This window comes from Niallia endozanthoxylica (assembly GCF_008710145.1).
Classification (GTDB): domain Bacteria; phylum Bacillota; class Bacilli; order Bacillales; family Cytobacillaceae; genus Bacillus_BD; species Bacillus_BD endozanthoxylica.
The window spans coordinates 25,646-45,547 of the sequence record NZ_VYKL01000022.1; the positions used below are offsets into that span (position 1 = coordinate 25,646).

The following is a 19,902-nucleotide window of genomic DNA, read 5'->3' on the forward strand; positions in this document are numbered from 1 at the left end:
GTGTTAATTAGGCCCAGTCGTAAAACTGGGCTTTTTATATGTGTCAGGGAGACAGGTTTTCCGGATAGGATAATTGGCTATTAATTACAAGCGTTTCAGGATTGTATAAATTAATAATATTGTTAAGGACAATGGATGTTTCTATGAGGGTGTTTATAACCTTCTTAGCATATGCGGAAGATAAAGCAGGTTGTTTCCAAAATGCTCCAGAAAAATTATAGAAAAAAAGTGTTGTATATGAAAGCGGATTCATTTATTATAAAGACACGGAAGTTAATTAGTTCATTAAACAAATAAAAGGTTGGAATTTCCATAGGGAAAGGTTAAACATTCATTTTAATGAAAGCGGTTAAATCGCTTAGGGGGGAAGTTAGGATGGCTAAAGAAGCAGTAAATAATCAGCAATACAACAAGGCTAAGCTGTGGGAAATTGGTTTCTTTGCATTAAATAATACCGCGACAAATCTTTATCTGTTCATTATGGCATTTGTATCGTATTATGCAGCTGGAATTGCAGGCATTTCCGTAGTTATCGTAAGTACGATTTTAATGAGCATGAGAATTTTTGATGGGGTGACAGATCCCATTGTAGGGTTTATGGTAGATAAAACGGAAGGAAGGTTCGGAAAATTCCGACCGTATATGGTTATCGGAAATATCATTTTAGCTGTTTCCGTACTTGTTTTATTTAATGTAACCCATTTAATACCGGAATCATTTAGATTATTATTCTTCATTTTAATTTATGCTGTTCATATTATCGGTTATACATGTCAAACCTCTGTTACAAAAGCAGCACAAACAGTATTAACAAATGACCCAAAACAACGTCCCTTATTCGCTATTTTTGATGGTATTTATAACACTTTACTTTTTACAGGTGGACAAGTTTTTGTAGCGTCTTATTTAATTAAAAAACATGGCGACTTCAATATGGAGCTATTTACAGAGTTGAATGTGATTGCGATCATTCTTGCGGGAGTCTTTACTGTATTAGCGGCCATTGGACTATCAAGCAAAGATAAGAAGGAATACTTCGGACTTGCAGAGGAAACGGTTGAAACGAAATTCCGCGATTTCTGGCCAATTTTGAAAAATAATAAGCCATTATTAAAGTTGATTACTGCTGTAACTGTTGATAAATTAGCCTTCTCACTTCTTCGTCACGCAGTAGTAGTGGTTATGTTATTTGGTATCTTAATCGGCGACTATGCATTAAGTGGTACCATCTCAATGATTACCATCGTTCCAACCTTATTAATCACATTCTGGGCTGTAGTAAAAGCAAGAAAAACAGGCATGAAGAAAGCTTTCCTATTCTCTACTTGGATTGCATTAGCTACTTTTATCGCATTAATTGGATTGTTTGTGTTTATTGATGGTTCAGCCATTTCAATGAGTAACTTTGGATTCGCAACCATTCTTTTCATTGTTTTATACACTGCGGCAATGGGCTTTGGACAAGTACCATCAACTCTTGTAAACCCAATGATTGCGGATGTATCTGATTATGAAACAAGTCAATCTGGAAGATATGTACCAGGTATGATTGGAACGATGTTCTCTTTCATCGATAAACTAATCACATCTTTAGCACCAGCTATCGTTGGTTTTGCCGTAGCTTTAATCGGATTTAAAGATGCGTTTCCAACCGTTACGGATGTGTTAACACCTGAAATGAAAGTTGTAACCATTATCTTAGCATTTGGTATTCCAGCTTTAGCATTAACTGTCTCTGGTCTAATTATGAGCCGCTATGAACTAGATGCTGAAAAAATGGAAGAAATTCAAACAAGTATTGCTGAGAAAAAATCAAAGCATAAAACTGTAGAACAAAAAATTGTTAATTAAGTATAAATACGTTTAAAAGATTTTCCTCTATAAAAACCCCTTTGTTTTAGGATAAAAAGCTAAAACAAAGGGGTTTTTGTCATTCTGCCTATGTTATTGTTCCACCAATATTGGTATATTCATTGGATTAATGAATCTGCGCCCCTCTTATATATGTCCTTTTTAATATTTCGACATATACTAGTGGATATTTGACTCATCTAAGCGATATGGTCATGAAACGGGAGGAGAAAACGAGTTTTCTCCTCCCGTTTCATGACCATATCGCAACCTTTCAGCGAAGCTGAAAGGCGTGTGAAAAGGATTTTTCACACGGATGAGTCAAATATCTAGCGGAAGAACCATGTTTACTACTCATACATGATAGAAAAAGAATTCCTATGTCGATTTAATAAATTGGATATATATAGTTTAGCGGAAAAAGACTTTCGTTACATGCTGATGCATATTCGAATGGGCAATGGTAAAGATTATCAAACGTACTAGGTTTTGTATAGGAAGATTTAGAAAGGACTAATAAACAGGGCATAATCAAGCCAATCAGGTACTGCGTTACTATCAATTAAAAAATATTAGGTAAGGAGAGTTCTGCATTGAATAATGAACATACTACAGAACCCGAACTGGCGCACAATTCTAATGGCAATGGTTCATTTCCATGGATGGACAAGTCACTATCACCAAGTGAGCGTGCCGAGAAGCTCGTAGCTGCCATGACCTTGGAACAGAAAATCGCCCAGCTTCACGGTTCGATGGAGACAATTAACATTTACGCCTTGCCAACTGCGGATGAAATGAATGCCATGAGTCCGGAAGAACAAGAGCTGCTCATGGCCCAACTCCAAGTGCAGCGACATGTAAAAGGGATTGAGGAACTGGGAATCCCTCGTTTTCGAATTACAAACGGGCCAGTAGGTGTGGGGATGGGAGACGGACACCCGAGCCCGCCTGCTACCGCATTGCCGATGACTATTGGTCTGGCTGCCGGTTTTGATCCTCAGCTAGCCCGTGAGTACGGGGACATTATTGGTTCGGAGACTGCGACACTGGGCCAGCACGTGCTTGAAGGACCGGGTGTTTGTCTGCACAGAACTCCCATTGCCGGGCGCAATTTCGAATACTTTTCTGAAGATCCGTACCTATCCGGTGTGATGGGGGTAGAGGTAACGAAGGCAATCCAGAACCACAATGTTATTGCCATGGGTAAGCATTATGTGGTTAACGATCAGGAGTACGAGCGCTTCCGAGCCAATGTTGAGGTGGATGAACACGTGCTCCGCGAGCTGTACCTGCTGCCATTCGAAATGTTGGTCAAAGACGCTGATATTGCTGCGATTATGAGCGCTTACAACCGCGTTCGCGGTGTTTACGCCACTGAGAACCGCTACCTGCTCAATGACATTCTCCGTGAAGAGTGGGGTTTCCAAGGCTACGTGCAATCCGATTTCTGGTCATGTCGTTCCTGCTCGGCCTCGCTGAGTGCAGGTATGGACCATGAAATGCCAGATGCCAAGTGGTGTAACGAAACCAATGTCAAGAACGCGCTCGAGGACACCAGCCTCGAGATTGAGACCGTCAATCGGGCATTAGTTCGCCGCTTCACCCAGATGTTCCGTTTCGGCCAGTTCGAGCGTCCTTACAATCCTAGCGAAATCGACGCTAAGGGCCATGGCGCCATCTCCCGAAAAATTGGCTCCCAGATAGCGGTTCTGCTAAAGAACGATGACGGGATGCTGCCGCTTGACCCGAAAGCCTATGGCTCTATAGTAATTATCGGCCAGTCTGAGTTTGTTGACGACGCTTGTAATGGCGGAGGGGGCTCGTCCAAGGTCGTCCCTCTCTACACGGTTCCACCTGTAGAGGGAATGCAGGCTGTACTAAACGGTCTTGGTTCGGAAGCAAAGGTGAGCAAGGTTACCGTCGCAAAAGACCTGTCGAACTTAGAAGAGGCGAAGTCGGCTGCCAAAGAAGCCGACCTGGTTATCCTGATGGCAGGCTTAGTCGCATCTGAGGGAGCCGATTTACCAAGTCCGAACATGCTTAACAATCAGAACCGAATGCTCGATGGACTCTTAGAAGTTAACCCGCAAACAGTTCTCGTCATGAAAGACAGCAGCCCCGTGATGATGCCATGGATTACCAAGGCTCCGGCGATTCTAGAAGCATGGAATCAGGGAACAGAGGATGGACACGTTGTTGCCGATTTGCTCTTCGGTGTTGTCAATCCATCCGGCAAGGTGCCGACTACCTACGCAGCATCTGAGGACGATCTTTTATATACCGGGCACCCTGAACGCTATCCCGGCACTGACGAAGGCAATGGCTTTCCGGTCATCCGTTACTCCGAGGGCCTTAACATGGGGTATCGTTGGTTCCAGTCTCAAGGAATCCAGCCATTATTTCCATTCGGCTTCGGCCTGTCCTACACGACCTTTGAGCTTTCTGGATTTTCGGTAACGCCAGCCCAGTCGGATGGTAAGGCGGCAATCACGGTAAAGGTGACCGTAACCAATACAGGGAAGGTTGAAGGGGCCGAGGTTGTTCAGGTCTATTTGAGCATTCCTGTCACAGGGCAGCCACCAAAGCGACTGGTCGGGTTCCAAAAGGTATTTCTAGAGCCGGAGCAGTCACGACAGGTTACGATCACAATTAATCCTTCTGCGACGAATCATCCGATGAGTGTGTGGGACTACTGTGAACGTGACTTTGTAGTGAAGCCTGGCGAGTACACGGTATATCTGGGCACCTCCAGTGAAGACACTCCTTTTGAATCCAAGATAGTCATTGACTGACGGTAGATAGATTATAATAAAATACAATTATCAAAAGGATTGAATTCTTTACTAGACAGAATTCAATCCTTTTGTACTGAGGTTATGAAAAAAATATAAAACGCTTTCAAAATTTTATTGACGGTTGAATCGGGTGATGATATTCTTAGTGTACAATTAATTTGTTAGTTCACTAAACAAATTAATTTAGTAATTATAACCAATCCCAGGGGGAATGAAATTCTCAAAAAGGTTTTCAAGTGTCTTATATTATAAAAAATATTGTTTTTAGAGGTAAATTTGGTTCAAATTGGTGCCTCTTTAAAGCAAGAACATTAGTATTATGCTTTCAACTAAAACAAATAATATGTTAAAAATGTGGAGGAGATACAAATGGGTCAAGCGGCACGAAAGTCAACTGATATTTCTACTCCGAATACGGGGGAAAAGGCGACTCGTCCTTTTGGGATGAAAGATAAATTAGGTTATTTGTTTGGTGATTTTGGAAACGATTTCTTTTTTATACTGGTAGCTTCATTCTTAATGGTGTATTATACAGACGTCTATGGTCTGAGCCCTGCATTTGTTGGAACGCTTTTCTTAGTTGCGCGATTATGGGATGCCGTAGCCGACATTGCATGGGGACGCTTTATTGATACAAGAAAAGCTGGAAAAAATGGTAAATTTAGACCGTGGATTTTTAGAATGTCATTTCCTCTTGTTATTACAGGTGTATTAATGTTTGTGCATATTCCGGGAATGTCCAATGGATTTTACGAAGCATATGCATTTGCAACCTATATCTTATGGGGAACTTTATATAGTACTGTGAATATTCCATATGGTTCCATGGCTTCTGTCATTACAAGTGATCCTGTTGAACGTACATCACTATCAGGTTTCCGTACACTTGGAGCAAATATGGCGGGACTAATTATTAACGTAGTTGGTCCGATGATTCTTTTTGTTAATAATAAAGCTGATGCTGATCGTTTCGTATTAGGAGCTATTATTTTTGGTATTCTTTCACTAGCTTGTTATATGGCATGTTATAAAATGTCTGTTGAGCGTATCGTCTTGGCGGAATCAAATAAGGAAAAGGTAAATTTAGGAAAGACTATGAAAGGCCTTGTGAAAAATAAGCCGTTAATCTGGATTTTAATTGCTTCATTAACATTTATGGTCTGCTTTATGTTAATTGGTGCTGTAAACGTATACTTGTTTAAAGATTATTTTGCCAATGCAAAAGCATTAAGTATTGTGGGACTTCTTCAATCTGTTGCAGTATTTGTAGGAATGCCGTTAGTAAAACCTTTAGTTGCTAGATTTGGGAAAAAGGAAGTTGCAGCAGCCGGTTTATTATTAGCAGCAGTTATATATGGTATTTTATACCTTTTACCAAACCTTTCTTCTGCGCAATTTATCGGAATTTTAGCGATTGCCATGTTCGGCTATGGATTGTTTAATCTAGTCATCTGGGCATTTGTAACAGACGTAATTGATTATCATGAATATCTAACAGGTTTACGTGAAGATGCAACTGTTTATTCAATCTATTCCATGGCTCGAAAAATCGGTCAAGCGATTGCCGGAGGTGTCGGCGGATTTGCCATTGCAGCTATTGGATATCAGGCGGGGCTTCAAGTGCAAACACAAACTACACTACAAGGTATTCATACACTTGCTACGCTAGTGCCTGCGGTTGTGTTATTAGTCATTTTCTTAATGTTAGTTTTCCTATATCCGTTAAATAAGAAACGTACACTTCAGCTTGCTGAGGATTTAGCTAACAAGAGAAAAGCTTAATAGAAGAAATAGGGAAGATAGTTCAGAGGACTATCTTCTTTTTTAAAAGTCTTGTTTATTAACATTGTTGATTTTGGACTCATCTAAATTTCAGCACAGCTGAAAGGCGTGAGAAATGTCCATTTTTCACGGATGAGTCAAAAATCTGACTTATCAACATGATTTGTTAACATAGCCTTTTAAAAGAAAAATCCCTCTTATAAAGAGGGGTTTTTCTTGTTTTCATATGACAAATTTAGCATTGGGACATCGAGGAAATGTTTAATTACTAAGGCGCAGGCACCGAGTACGCATGATTTTTTTCCTATAGATGAAATCGTTAATTCACGATAATGGCTAATGGTGGAATGTAAGTTTCCTTTAATTTTCTCGAGCGCATCAGGATACATCCTCAAGAGTTCACTATCTAGTACTAGTACGGCAGGGTTGTACATATTAATCAAATTATTTAAACCAACGGAGAGATAGTAGATAAATTGTTCCATTAGTTCTGTTACTTCCTCGTCACCTCTATCCAGCCATTTTTGAATGTGCTCATAGCCGAGTTTTTTAATTTGTCTTGTCTCCGCTAAATATTCAAAAATGCCGTATTCAGAAGCGTATTTCTCCCAGCAACCTTTGTTACCACATTTGCACGCTCTTCCTTCAGGGACTACAATCATATGTCCAGCCTCACCAGCAAATCCGTCGTGCCCGCGAAAAAAGTCATCTTTCATCATCATTCCAAGCCCGATGCCGGAATAGAGGGTAGCACATAACAAATTGTCTGTTTCATGGTGAAAAAATACCCGTTCAGCAAAGGAGCTTAAGTTTGCGTTATTTTCTATATAAACATCTATATTAATTTCTTTTTCCAAATCATTCTTTAAATCAATTTCGTTCCAGCCAAGCTTCGGTACAAAGTGCACGATTTCGTCTTTAGCTACAAGTCCATGTATGGATATACCTACTCCCACAATGCCGTAGCGGCTATCCGTGTATTTATCTTTGTACTTTTTAATTTGCTTCAATAAAATTTGAAGAATTTCGGGATATTCGGTTGTGTTTATTTCAATAAATGTTGAATGGACAGGCTGGCCTAAAAGATCTGATAATGAAAATGAAATTTTGCCGTAGTCTAGGTCAATTCCTAGAGCGTAGCCTGCTTGGGCATTTAACGAGAGCATAATCGGTTTTCTGCCGACAGCATTGTGCTCAAGCATTGTTTCTATTATTAGACCTTCTTCTAAAAGATCCGCAACCTGTGCGGAAATTGTTGCTCTTGTCAAGGCAGTAACCTTGGATAAATCCGCTCTTGAGATCATGCCTTCTTTAATTATTTCTTTAATGATAAAAGATCGATTTATTTTCTTTATATACGCCGCATCACCGGTAATCATTTAAATCCTCCATTTCAAGACGACTCCCTTATTTCTATTATAACAGTTATTTAAAAAAGGATTAAAAAGATATTTATTCGTTCATTCATAATCTGTTAATTGACGAAGCATAATAAACATGTTAAGTTAATTGTATAATTAATTTGTTTACTGAACAAATTAATAGAGTATTTTTTTTAACGAGAACTGAAAGGGTTTACAGATAAATTGGGAGGGAATACGATGAAAGCATTTTTAGACAAGCATTTTTTGTTAAATTCTGATGCAGCAGTCAGATTATACGAAAATGCAGCCGAGGGGTTACCAATTTTTGACTTTCACTGCCATTTAAATCCACAGGAAGTTTGGGAAAACAATTCATATAAAAGTATTACAGAAGTTTGGTTAGGCGGAGACCATTATAAGTGGAGGACCATGCGCATGCATGGCATTGGTGAAAGATTTATTACTGGTAATGCATCTGACTGGGAAAAGTTTGCAGCCTGGGCTGAAACAGTTCCTCATTTAATAGGAAACCCGCTTTACCACTGGGCACACATGGAATTAAAAATGTATTTTGGGATAGAAAAAAGACTGAGCCCGGAGACGGCGCGTGAAATCTTTGATGAATGTAATGAAAAGCTGCAAAAGCCGGAATTCAAACCGAGAGCTTTCATAGAAAGGTCGAATGTAAAGTTTATTGGCACAACAGATGACCCGGTGTCCACATTGGAATACCACCAATTATTGAAGAACGACCAAACGTTTAAGGCAATCATTGCCCCAACTTTCCGTCCAGATGGAGCGCTTTTCATTGAGCGTCCAACCTTTAAAGACTGGATTGAAAAATTATCCGAAGTGTCCGGAATAAAGGTGGATACTTTAGACTCATTTTTACAAGCATTAAAGCAGCGAGTTGATTATTTCCATGAACATGGAGGTCGTGCCTCTGATCATGATATACAAAAAATGGAGTATGTTCAAACAACAAGAGATGAAATTGAACCAATCTTTGCTAAACGCCTAAATGGCAGCGAGCTTACGGAAGAAGAATTAATTCTTTATAGAGCATTCCTGTTAACTGAACTCGGAAAAATGTATGCTGAAAAACAATGGGTTATGCAGTTGCATATGGGTGCAATGCGTAACAACAATACCAAAATGAAGAACCTAATTGGGCCTGATACAGGCTTTGACTCTATAGGTGAAAATAACTTTGCAGAAGGCATCTCCCGCTTCCTTGATGCACTTGATCAACAAGATGCATTGCCTAGAACGGTATTGTTTAACTTAAACCAAAAAGATAATCAGGTTCTGGCCGGAATGATGGGCAACTTCTATGAGGAAGGAATTCCAGGTAAAATTCAATTTGGTTCTGGATGGTGGTTCCTTGACCACATCGATGGAATGGAAAGACAAATGAAGGATTTAGCCAATGTAGGTCTATTAAGCCATTTTATTGGCATGCTGACTGATTCTCGCAGTTTCTTATCATATGCCCGTCATGATTACTTCCGTCGAATCCTTTGCAACATTTTAGGCGAATGGGTCGAAAGAGGATTAGCGCCAGATGATTTTGAGTTCTTAGAGCAAATGGTACGAAATATCGGCTATCACAATGCGGAGAAATATTTCTTGGAGAGATAAAAGGCTTTAAAAAGGGGAGGGCTACAAAATGGCCCTGCCCTATACATAAGGGATTAATTTTTTAAAAGTAGAGCATGATATTTTAACAATAAGAGTTAATTTAGAATACAGGAAGAGGGTTAATCTTATGACGAAACAACAAATCGGTGTAGTAGGTTTAGCGGTAATGGGAAAAAATCTTGCTTTAAATATTGAAAGCAGAGGTTATTCAGTAGCTGTATTCAATCGTTCGTATGATAAAACGGAAGAATTTTTAAAGAATGAGGCAGAAGGAAAAAACTTTGTTGGCGCACGTACTGTTGAAGAATTTGTTGGTTCATTAGAAAAGCCTCGCAAAATCTTATTAATGGTTAAAGCTGGTGCTGCTACAGATGCGACAATTGATTCATTGAGGCCATATCTTGAAGAAGGAGATATTCTCATTGATGGCGGGAATACATTCTTCCAGGATACGATAAGAAGAAATAAGGAGCTTGAAACAGCAGGGTTCCACTTTATTGGTACAGGCGTATCCGGCGGGGAGGAAGGTGCGTTAAAGGGTCCTTCAATCATGCCAGGAGGTAAAAAAGAAGCTTATGAGCTTGTTAGGCCGATTTTTGAGGCGATTTCAGCAAAAGTGGAAGGTGATCCATGCTGTACCTATATTGGTCCAAATGGCGCAGGTCATTATGTGAAAATGGTCCACAATGGAATTGAATATGGTGATATGCAATTAATTTGTGAAGCATACTATATTTTAAAAAATGTACTAGGTTTAGAAGCAGAGGAGTTCCATAAAGTATTTGCAGAGTGGAATAAAGGTGAATTGGACAGCTACCTAATTGAAATAACAGCTGACATTTTCACGAAAACAGATGAAGAAACTGGTAAGCCATTGGTAGACTTAATTTTGGATACCGCTGGTCAAAAAGGCACGGGTAAGTGGACAAGCCAGAACGCTTTAGATTTAGGTGTACCGCTTCCGCTTATTACCGAATCTGTCTTTGCTCGGTTTATTTCAGCGATGAAAGAGGAACGTGTACAAGCGAGTAAGGTATTGAATGGGCCTGAGGTTCAACCGTTTGATGGTAATAAAGAAGAAGTAATTGAAGCTGTTCGGAAGGCTTTATATATGAGTAAAATTTGCTCTTATGCCCAAGGATTTGCACAAATGAGAGCGGCATCTGAAGAGTACGACTGGGATCTTCGCTATGGGGATATTGCTATGATTTTCCGCGGCGGCTGTATTATTCGTGCCCAATTCCTGCAAAAAATTAAAGATGCCTATAATCGAGATTCAAAATTACCTAATCTTTTATTAGATCCTTACTTTAAAGAAATTGTAGAGGGGTATCAGCAAGCACTCCGAAAAGTAATTTCTTTAGCGGTTGAACGCGGCATTCCTGTACCATCATTTGCTAGTGCCATTGCTTATTATGACAGTTATCGTACTGAAACTCTTCCTGCGAACCTGTTGCAGGCGCAGCGTGACTACTTTGGTGCTCACACGTACCAGCGTATTGACAAAGAAGGTATTTTCCATACGAACTGGATGGAATAGGATTTCTTCTATTTTCTAAAAGAGACAAAACTTCCAAGAGAATGGAGGGTTTTGTCTCTTTTTTTGACTAATAATATAAAACGGAAAGCAATACTAGTCAAATTTCAATAAAAATGAAAGCATTTTCAGAGAATGTATTTCCTAAGCTTGAGGGGTAAAATATAAGTAAGCTTAGAGCAACGCTTAACTATCAAGGAAGGCGTGGGGGCTGTGGAAGATTTATTAAACCTGCCTTTTAAAAGAAGAGTATTGGATGAGTGGATTACTGCATTTTATCGAATGCAGGGAGTGGAATCCTATACTTTCCAGTTTCACTCACATCACGAGTATGAGATTTATTTCTTCTGCAGCGGTGAATGCAAGTATTTAATTAACAATCGGATTTATGAGTTGGAGCCCGGTGATATTATTCTTTTGGATGGTATGACTCTGCATAAAGCCAACCCTTGGGGCGAGACTATCTATACAAGAAGTGCCCTTCATTTTTCACCGACATGGCTGACTGAATTGATCTCCACACTCGCGATACCCATTTTGCTAGATCCATTTAGGAAACTGAATAACCCGCTTTTACGTACACGCTATGATGAAAATGGCCAATATGTAGACGGGCAAATAAAAAAGATATCGGGCATTCTATCCGACATCGATGAGGAGCTTCAGCGTACAGGTAAAAAAAATGAATTATTAGAAGCTGAAGTAAAGATAGAGCTGGTTCAGCTGCTGCTTGCTATCTATAAAATGAGCCAGAAAGAGTTAGCGCAAATAACCAGTAAAAAGACAGAAAAGGAAGTACATGCAGAGGAAATTGCTTCCTGGATACGAGATCATTATACAGAGAAAATTAGTCTAGATATTATTTCATCTAAGCTTAATTTAAGTAAATATTATATATCACATGTTTTCAAAGAAGTAACAGGCTTTACCGTGATGGAATATGTAATGGGCTGCAGGCTAAACCAAGTCAAGTTCTTGTTGGAAATGGAACCAGGTCTTACCCTGGCTGAAGTAGCCCATGCATCGGGATTTGAAAGTATTGCCCATTTTAGCCGTTACTTTAAAGAAAAAGTTGGCATTACGCCGTCACGTTATCGAAAAATAAACTCACAACGAGCAGCAAAGCAATGAGGGAGGACTCACTTCAAATGAATCAGGATTTAATTATATCTGGTTTTTCAGATGAAATCTCATCAGATTTCGAGACACAGCTTGAGGTTGTTTCGAACCTTGGTATGCGTTATTTATCCCTGCGCGGCATTGATGGGAAAAACATCGGTGACTTTACTGTTGATGAAATTAAAGAAAATGTTCAGCCGCGTTTGGAAAAAGCGGGAGTTGGTGTATCCTCTATTGGATCTCCTATTGGCAAGGTCTTTATTAATGACGAGGAAGGCTTTGCAAAACAAAAGGAAATGCTTGAAACCCTTTGCCAAATCAGCAACTTATTGGACTGCAAATATATTCGTATTTTTAGTTTTTATATTCCAAAGGGTGACAATCCTGATATTTACCGTGATGATGTGATTCGCAAAATAAAGGAATATGCAGTAATTGCTGAGAAATACAACGTCATTTTATTGCATGAAAATGAAAAGGATATTTACGGTGATATCGCAAGGCGCTGTCATGAAATATTAAAAGAGGTTAACTCCCCGTATTTTAAGGCAATTTTTGATTTTGCCAACTTTGTACAATGCGGTGAAGATACCCAAGAATGCTACGATTTATTAAAGGATGAAGTTGTTTATATTCATATAAAAGATGCCGTTACGACAGATAATCAAAATGTTGTCTGTGGTACAGGAGAAGGGAAAATTCCTGAACTTCTCTCTCAATTTATCAAAGCTGGCTATAAAGGCTTTTTAACTCTGGAGCCGCACTTGGTTCTCTTTGATTCCTTAAAGGACTTAGAACTGGAGGATGCTTCTGAAGTCATTAAAGATGACAAAGGTCTTGATGGTGCAGGCGGCTACAAACTTCAATATGAAGCCTTATTGGAAATTCTTAAAGAAATTGAAAGTGGGGGAAAATAATAATGGAACAAGTAAGATTAGGGATTATTGGTTTAGGTGCTGAAGGCGGTATGTACGCTAAATTCATTTCAGAAGGCAAAGTAAAAAATATGGTGATTGGTGCGATTTGTGATAATGACCCTGCTAAAAAACAAGTAGCGCAAGAAAGTTATCCTGATGTGCCTTTCTACGATAATTATATCGACATGCTTGAAAGTGGTGATGTTAATGCAGTCGTTACAACTGTTCCGCATTATCTGCATCCTGAAATGGGAATCGAATCACTAAAAAGAAACATTCATGCATTAGTGGAAAAACCAGCTGGCGTTTACACAAAACAAGTAAAAGAGTTAAACGACTTTGCAGCTTCAAAGCCTGAACTTAAGTTTGCGATCTTCTTTAACCAGCGTACAAATCCACTTTATAAAAAAGTAAAAGAAATTATTGATAATGGTGAGATTGGCAGCATTCGCAGTACCAACTGGATTATTACTACTTGGTGGAGGCCTCAGGGGTACTACAATCAGAGTGAATGGAGAGCAACTTGGGGCGGAGAAGGCGGCGGTGTTCTTGTAAACCAAGCGCCACACCAAATTGATTTGCTTCAATGGATTTGCGGCATGCCGAAAAAGGTTTATGCAAAAGTAAACTATGGCTACCAAAGAGATATTGTGGTTGAGGACGATGTAACTGCAGTATTTGATTATGGAAATGGTGCAACAGGCGTATTTGTAACTAAAACACACGATGTAATGGGGACAGACCGTTTAGAAATCCATGGCGATAAAGGGAAAATTGTGGTAGATGATAGTAAGAAAGTGACCATTAAGCGCCTGAAACAATCTGAAAGTGAAATGAGCGCTTCCATGGATATGTCAGATGTTATGAAGCTGTTTATGGGTGGCGGTACTGGTGATATTTTCACTGAGGAAGTACTTGATTTTGGCAATGTTTGGGGCGAACAGCATATCGCCGTATTAGAAGACTTTGCTTCTGCGATTGTGGAAGGCACACCATTATTAGCTCCTGGCAGCGACGGCATCAATGGTGTTAGACTTGCAAATGCCATGCATCTGTCAAGCTGGCTAGGCAAGGAAGTGGAAATTCCATTTGATGAAGATTTATTCCTAGAAGAATTAAACAAACGAATTGCCGAAGAAGGTAAATATCCGGTTAGAGAATAATTTTTTGAAGAACGTACAAACAAACTCATGGCAGCGTGGCATGGGTTTGTTTGTAAAGGGAGATGTAATTATGCTAAAAGCAGCTGTTATAGGTCTTGGGGATATTTCGCACATTCATATTCCAGCCATTCAATCCAATCCAAACGTTGAGTTGACAGCCATCTGTGATCTTGATGAATCATTAAAGGGGAGGGTGCCTGATGCCCGCTTCTATACCGATTTTCAAGTTATGCTCGAAAAAGAGCAATTGGATTGTGTTCATATTTGCCTGCCGCATTATCTTCATTACCCAGCCACAAAGGCTTGTGTAGAAAAGGGAGTAAACGTTTTTCTTGAAAAGCCGTTGGGATTGAACACGGAAGAGGCACAGCAACTTGTAAATTTAGAGGAGAAATATAAGGATGTAAAAATCTGTGTATGTCTGCAAAACCGTTATAATGAGTCATTTGAAATGTTGCAGGAAATCATAAAGAGCGGTGAATATGGACGCATCACTGGTATAAAAGGATTAGTGACTTGGTACCGAGCAAAGGAATATTATGATATCAAGCCGTGGAGAGGGAAAATGGATCTTGCAGGAGGCGGAGTCATGATAAACCAGGCGTTACATACAATCGACTTAATGCAGCTTGTTGGCGGTGAAATTGATTCAATTAAAGGCTCAATTGATCAATTGCTGGACTATGGGATTGAGGTGGAGGATACCGCCACAGCTCAAATTAAGTTTAAAAATGGGGCTGTAGGATTATTTTTCGCTACGAATGCCAATTCGGTAAACTCGAGCGTCGAGCTTCAAGTAGTTTTCGAAAAAGGTAAATTTACTATTAAAGATAGCTTCCTTAAGAAAGTAGACGAAGAAGGAAGAAAGGTTGAATTAGTAGAAGATGCCCGGATGCCGGGATCAAAGTTCTATTATGGGGCAAGCCATGGAAAATTAATTAACCATTTTTATTCCTGTATTGAAAATAATTTAACTGATTATGTTCATGCCAAAGATGCGCTGCCTTCCATCCAAATAATTGATGCAATTCGTAAATCTTCAGAGACAAAACAAGCAGTCACAATGGAGGGATAATCAATGAAAAAAGGTAAAATTGGCGTTCAAATGATGATGCTTAAGGGAAAAGTGGAAGAACTAGGTGTTTATGAAACAATGAAAAAAGTTAATGAGCTTGGATATCATGCTGTTGAGGTTTCTCAAATCCCTATGACCCCAGAAAATGTAGCAGAATTAAAACGTGCAAGTGAAGACTTTGATATTAAGATTGCGGCTCTTTCTGCTGCAGTAGAGCCCATGCTGCCTGGGATGCCTGGCGAAACATTGGCGGACGATTTTGAAAAAATCGTTAATGATTGCAAGACTCTTAATTGTAATTATCTGCGAATTGGCATGATGCCATTAATGGCTATGGGGAATAAAGATACTATTATGGAATTTATTTCTAAAGCTGAAGAGATGGCTCATAGATTAGCTGAGCATGGGATTGAATTGTATTACCATACACACCACTTAGAATTCCAAAAATTTGATGGTGAATACCTATTGGATATCATTAAAAATAACACTGAAAAGCTTGGATTCGAATTAGATGTGCACTGGATTCAAAGAGCAGGTGTAAATCCTGTGGAATTTGTTAAGGGATATGCTGGCCGTATTTCACTCTTACACTTGAAGGATTATCGAATTGGACAAATGGATTTAAGTGATGTTGACTTCCAGAAGGATATGGCTAAATTCTTCGACAGATTCACAAATACGATTGAATTTGCAGAACTTGGTGAAGGAAACCTTGATTTAAAAGCGATTATAGACGCAGGTCTTGAAAGCGGGGCACAGTTTTTCTTAGTAGAACAAGATGATACCTATGGACGAGACCCATTTGATTGCCTAGAGATTTCTGCTAATCACTTAAGAAAACTAGGCTACGCTGATTGGTTTTAATATATTGAAATAGAAATGAGAAAGGCAGCGGTATCCGCTGCCTTTTGTATTGGTTTAAGTGGTAAATGATTGGGCCCGGAAATTTTTAAACTTTTACAAAGTGAGGACGTTAAACCTTAAAGGTGAAATCATGTCAGGTGTCTCACTCCATATCTTTAATAAATTAGGTTGTTCCCAAAAAACACCAGAAAAATTACGAAAAAAAGTATTGTGTATGAAAGCGGATTCATTTATTATAAGGGCATGGAAGTTAATTAGTTCATTAAACAAATAAAAGGTTGAAATTTCCATAGGGAAAGGTTATTCACTTTAATGAAAGCGGTTAAATCGCTTAGGGGGGGAAGCTGGGATGGCTAAAGAAGCAGTAAATAATCAACAATATAACAAGGCTAAGCTGTGGGAAATTGGTTTCTTTGCATTAAATAATACCGCGACAAATCTTTATATGTTCATATTAGCATTTATTTCTTATTATGCGGCTGGAGTTGCAGGAATTGCCGTTGTTGTAGTCAGTACGATTCTAATGAGTATGAGAATTTGGGATGGGGTTACAGATCCCATTGTAGGATATATGGTAGATAAAACAGAAGGAAGATTTGGTAAGTTCCGCCCGTATATGGTTATTGGAAATATCATCTTAGCTGGTACAGTCATTGTATTATATAATGTAACACACTTAATACCGGAATCATTTAGATTACTATTCTTCATTTTAATTTATGCTGTTCATATTATCGGTTATACATGTCAAACTTCTGTTACAAAAGCTGCACAAACAGTGTTAACAAATGACCCGAAACAACGTCCGTTATTCGCGATTTTTGATGGTGTTTATAACACATTACTTTTCACAGGCGGCCAAGTTTATGTAGCGTCTTATTTAATTAAAAAACATGGCGACTTCAATATGGCACTCTTTAACGAGTTAAACACTCTTGCTATGATTCTTGCGGGTGTATTTACGGTATTAGCTGTAATTGGAATCTCAAGCAAGGACAAGAAGGAATTTTTCGGATTAGCAGAGGATACAGTTGAAACCAAGTTCCGTGATTTCTGGCCAATTTTGAAAAATAATAAACCATTATTAAAGTTGATTACTGCTGTAACTGTTGACAAATTAGCGTTCTCACTTCTGCGTCACGCAGTAGTAGTAGTTATGTTATTTGGCATCTTAATCGGCGACTATGCATTAAGCGGTACCATCTCAATGATTACCATCGTTCCAACATTATTGATTACCTTCTGGGCTGTGGCAAAGGCAAGAAAAACAGGCATGAAGAAAGCTTTCCTATTCTCAACTTGGATTGCATTAGCTAGTTTCATCGCATTAATTGGAATGTTTATATTTATTGATGGTTCAACCATCTCAATGAGTAAATTGGGATTTGCAACTATTCTTTTCATTGTTTTATACACTGCGGCAATGGGCTTTGGCGGAGTACCATCCACTCTTGTAAACCCAATGATTGCGGATGTATCTGATTATGAAACAAGTCAATCTGGAAGATATGTACCAGGTATGATTGGAACCATGTTCTCTTTCATTGATAAACTAATCACATCTTTAGCACCAGCTATCGTTGGTTTTGCCGTAGCGTTGATTGGATTTAAAGATGCGTTCCCAACCGTTACGGATGTGTTAACACCTGAAATGAAACTTGTAACGATGATCCTAGCATTTGGTATTCCAGCCTTAGCATTAACTGTCTCTGGTTTAATTATGAGCCGCTATGAACTAGATGCTGAAAAAATGGAAGAAATTCAAACAAGTATTGCTGCGAAAAAATCAAAGCATACTAATGACAAAATGGCTATTTAAAATAACGATTTCGCTTTAGTGTATGAGAGTTTAATTTGTTAGTTACAGTATAGAATTTCCCTTTTGTAAGTCGGTAATACGAACACAAAATGAAAGACCCTAGCTTATGCTGGGGTCTTTTTACATGAAAAAACCAATTCACTTTTATTTTTGTGAATTGGTTTTTACAGGTTCTGCACAATCAAATGGAATGTAATCTCCAGTCTTTTCGATTTTTTCAATGACTGTTAGTAAGATTTTTTTCATTTTTAATTTCCCCCTAGTGATTGGATATTCTTATTATCAGGTATTGGCAGATATTTTACAAAGCTGCTGAAAACGGCAACAATTATAATGAAAACGGAAACAAGGGCGGTGAAAACGTGCATCACTCAACTTTTTCTTATTATTCCTCTCCTTTTCTAGGCTTTTTGGCCAATTGCAAATTTAAAATGGGATTGATAGAAACTTAAGATTTTAGTCGTTAGCATCTTAATTAGTAAGGCAATGTTTCATAATAATTGACGGTACATTCTTCATAATGTTAATATGTAGATAATTAATTTGTTTATCAAACAAATTAATTATCTACATATTTTAGGTTTATCGCTTCGTAAATAGTCTTGTAAGGGATTTCAAATTTGTTTACATACAGGTTATGGAAAATACATGAAATAAAAATTTATGAGAAATACTAATGAAGAAAAGGAGTGAGGAAAGGAAATGGGCATTCTACAAGACTTATTAAAAGATATTCCGGTGCCGAAAATGGCAAAGGTAAAGGTAACGTTTGATAACAATAAAATCGATAACCTTGAACAAGCTCTAATGGAAAAATTGCAGCAAGACCATATTCGCAGTAAGGTTCAGCCAGGAATGGAAATCGCCTTAGCTGTTGGAAGCCGGGGATTAGACCGCCTCGTAGAACTCACCTCGGTAACAGTGAAGTTTTTACAGGAATTGGGAGCAAAGCCATTTATAGTCCCGAGCATGGGTAGTCATGGAGGTGCGACTGCTGAAGGACAGAGAGAGGTATTAGCCCATCTGGGTGTGACCGAAGATAGTGTTGGCTGTGAGATTCGCTCTTCCATGGAAGTCGTAAAAATCGGTGAACTAGAAAATGGTTTGCCCGTTTATGTTGATAAATATGCATCAGAGGCGGATGGCATTGTCGTCATCAATCGTGTGAAACCACATACGGCTTTCCGTGGCCCTGTTGAAAGCGGAATTATGAAAATGATAAGTATTGGTCTGGGAAAACAAAAAGGAGCCGAAGCCTGTCATCAGTTAGGCTTTAAATATATGGCAGAAAATGTACCAGCCATGGCAAAAATGATTATGGAAAAAAAGCCGATTCTGTTCGGAGTCGCAACAATTGAAAATGCCTTTGATAAAGTGGCGTTTGTTGATGTGCTTACTCCTGAAGAGATTCTTTCCAGAGAGACTGACCTGCAAGCTAAAGCAAAAGAACTGTTGCCAAGACTATTTTTTGAGCAATTAGATGTCCTTGTGATTGATCAGATTGGCAAGAATATCAGCGGCGATGGTATGGACCCGAATATAACCGGCAGATATCCTACTCCTTATGCACATGGTGGACCGGATGTTACAAAAATGGTTGTTCTTGATCTTACCCACGAAACAGAGGGCAATGCCAATGGAGTAGGAACGGCCGATTTTACTACCCAGCGGTTGGTTGACAAGATGGATAGAGAGGTCACTTATGCTAATGGTTTAACTTCAACGGTGGTAGCGCCAACGAAAATTGCTACGACCTTGCCCAATGATAGAGAGACGATTCAAGCGGCAATTAAAACGTGTAACATTCTAGATTTTACAAATGTAAAAATGGTTCGAATTAAAAATACTCTTGAAATAAGTGAAATAGAAGTATCCGAGGCTTTGATTGAGCACGTGAAACAGCATCCAAATATGGAACTGATTTCAGACCTTTGTGATTTTTCATTTGATGAAAAAGGAAATCTATTTTAAA

13 protein-coding genes are annotated in these 19,902 nt (G+C 38.9%); 12 read left to right on the plus strand and 1 reads right to left on the minus strand.

Annotation, left to right across the window (positions count from 1 at the left end):
* Positions 1 to 375: 375 nt before the first annotated feature.
* The 3 genes from F4V44_RS14675 (at position 376) to F4V44_RS14685 (ending at position 6,428) form a co-directional block, all read left to right on the plus strand.
* Positions 376 to 1,851 (plus strand): MFS transporter, encoded by a 1,476-nt coding sequence (locus tag F4V44_RS14675; protein WP_150440775.1) that lies wholly within the window; start codon positions 376 to 378, stop codon positions 1,849 to 1,851.
* 593 nt (positions 1,852 to 2,444) lie between these two features.
* Positions 2,445 to 4,643, plus strand: coding sequence for a beta-glucosidase family protein (locus F4V44_RS14680; RefSeq protein WP_223881901.1), 2,199 nt, complete (start codon positions 2,445 to 2,447; stop codon positions 4,641 to 4,643).
* Positions 4,644 to 5,015: 372 nt separating this feature from the next.
* Positions 5,016 to 6,428, plus strand: coding sequence for an MFS transporter (locus F4V44_RS14685; RefSeq protein WP_150440776.1), 1,413 nt, complete (start codon positions 5,016 to 5,018; stop codon positions 6,426 to 6,428).
* 197 nt (positions 6,429 to 6,625) lie between these two features.
* On the opposite strand, the gene F4V44_RS14690 is transcribed toward F4V44_RS14685, so the two are convergent.
* A complete protein-coding gene (locus tag F4V44_RS14690; RefSeq protein WP_150440777.1) occupies positions 6,626 to 7,807 on the minus strand; it encodes an ROK family transcriptional regulator in 1,182 nt (393 codons plus the stop codon).
* 222 nt (positions 7,808 to 8,029) lie between these two features.
* On the opposite strand from F4V44_RS14690, the gene uxaC reads away from it, so the two are divergent.
* From uxaC to F4V44_RS14735, 9 genes are all read left to right on the plus strand, one after another.
* Positions 8,030 to 9,433: a glucuronate isomerase gene (gene uxaC / locus F4V44_RS14695; protein ID WP_150440778.1), complete on the plus strand. Its 1,404-nt coding sequence runs from the start codon at positions 8,030 to 8,032 to the stop codon at positions 9,431 to 9,433.
* 127 nt (positions 9,434 to 9,560) lie between these two features.
* A complete protein-coding gene (gene gndA, locus F4V44_RS14700) occupies positions 9,561 to 10,973 on the plus strand; it encodes an NADP-dependent phosphogluconate dehydrogenase (protein WP_150440779.1) in 1,413 nt (470 codons plus the stop codon).
* 210 nt (positions 10,974 to 11,183) lie between these two features.
* On the plus strand, positions 11,184 to 12,101 hold the full coding sequence (locus F4V44_RS14705) for an AraC family transcriptional regulator (protein ID WP_150440780.1): 918 nt from the start codon (positions 11,184 to 11,186) through the stop codon (positions 12,099 to 12,101).
* Positions 12,102 to 12,118: 17 nt separating this feature from the next.
* Positions 12,119 to 13,006: a sugar phosphate isomerase/epimerase family protein gene (locus F4V44_RS14710; protein WP_150440781.1), complete on the plus strand. Its 888-nt coding sequence runs from the start codon at positions 12,119 to 12,121 to the stop codon at positions 13,004 to 13,006.
* A gap of 2 nt (positions 13,007 to 13,008) precedes the next feature.
* Positions 13,009 to 14,169: a Gfo/Idh/MocA family protein gene (locus F4V44_RS14715; RefSeq protein WP_191090689.1), complete on the plus strand. Its 1,161-nt coding sequence runs from the start codon at positions 13,009 to 13,011 to the stop codon at positions 14,167 to 14,169.
* Between the two features lie 70 nt (positions 14,170 to 14,239).
* Positions 14,240 to 15,244, plus strand: a complete 1,005-nt coding sequence (locus tag F4V44_RS14720; protein ID WP_150440917.1) for a Gfo/Idh/MocA family protein — start codon at positions 14,240 to 14,242, stop codon at positions 15,242 to 15,244.
* 3 nt (positions 15,245 to 15,247) lie between these two features.
* Positions 15,248 to 16,111, plus strand: coding sequence for a sugar phosphate isomerase/epimerase family protein (locus tag F4V44_RS14725; RefSeq protein ID WP_150440783.1), 864 nt, complete (start codon positions 15,248 to 15,250; stop codon positions 16,109 to 16,111).
* Positions 16,112 to 16,460: 349 nt separating this feature from the next.
* Positions 16,461 to 17,930, plus strand: a complete 1,470-nt coding sequence (locus tag F4V44_RS14730) for an MFS transporter (RefSeq protein WP_150440784.1) — start codon at positions 16,461 to 16,463, stop codon at positions 17,928 to 17,930.
* A gap of 702 nt (positions 17,931 to 18,632) precedes the next feature.
* Complete coding sequence (locus F4V44_RS14735) at positions 18,633 to 19,901, plus strand: lactate racemase domain-containing protein (protein WP_150440785.1); 1,269 nt, start codon at positions 18,633 to 18,635, stop codon at positions 19,899 to 19,901.
* The last annotated feature ends 1 nt before the right edge of the window (position 19,902 follow it).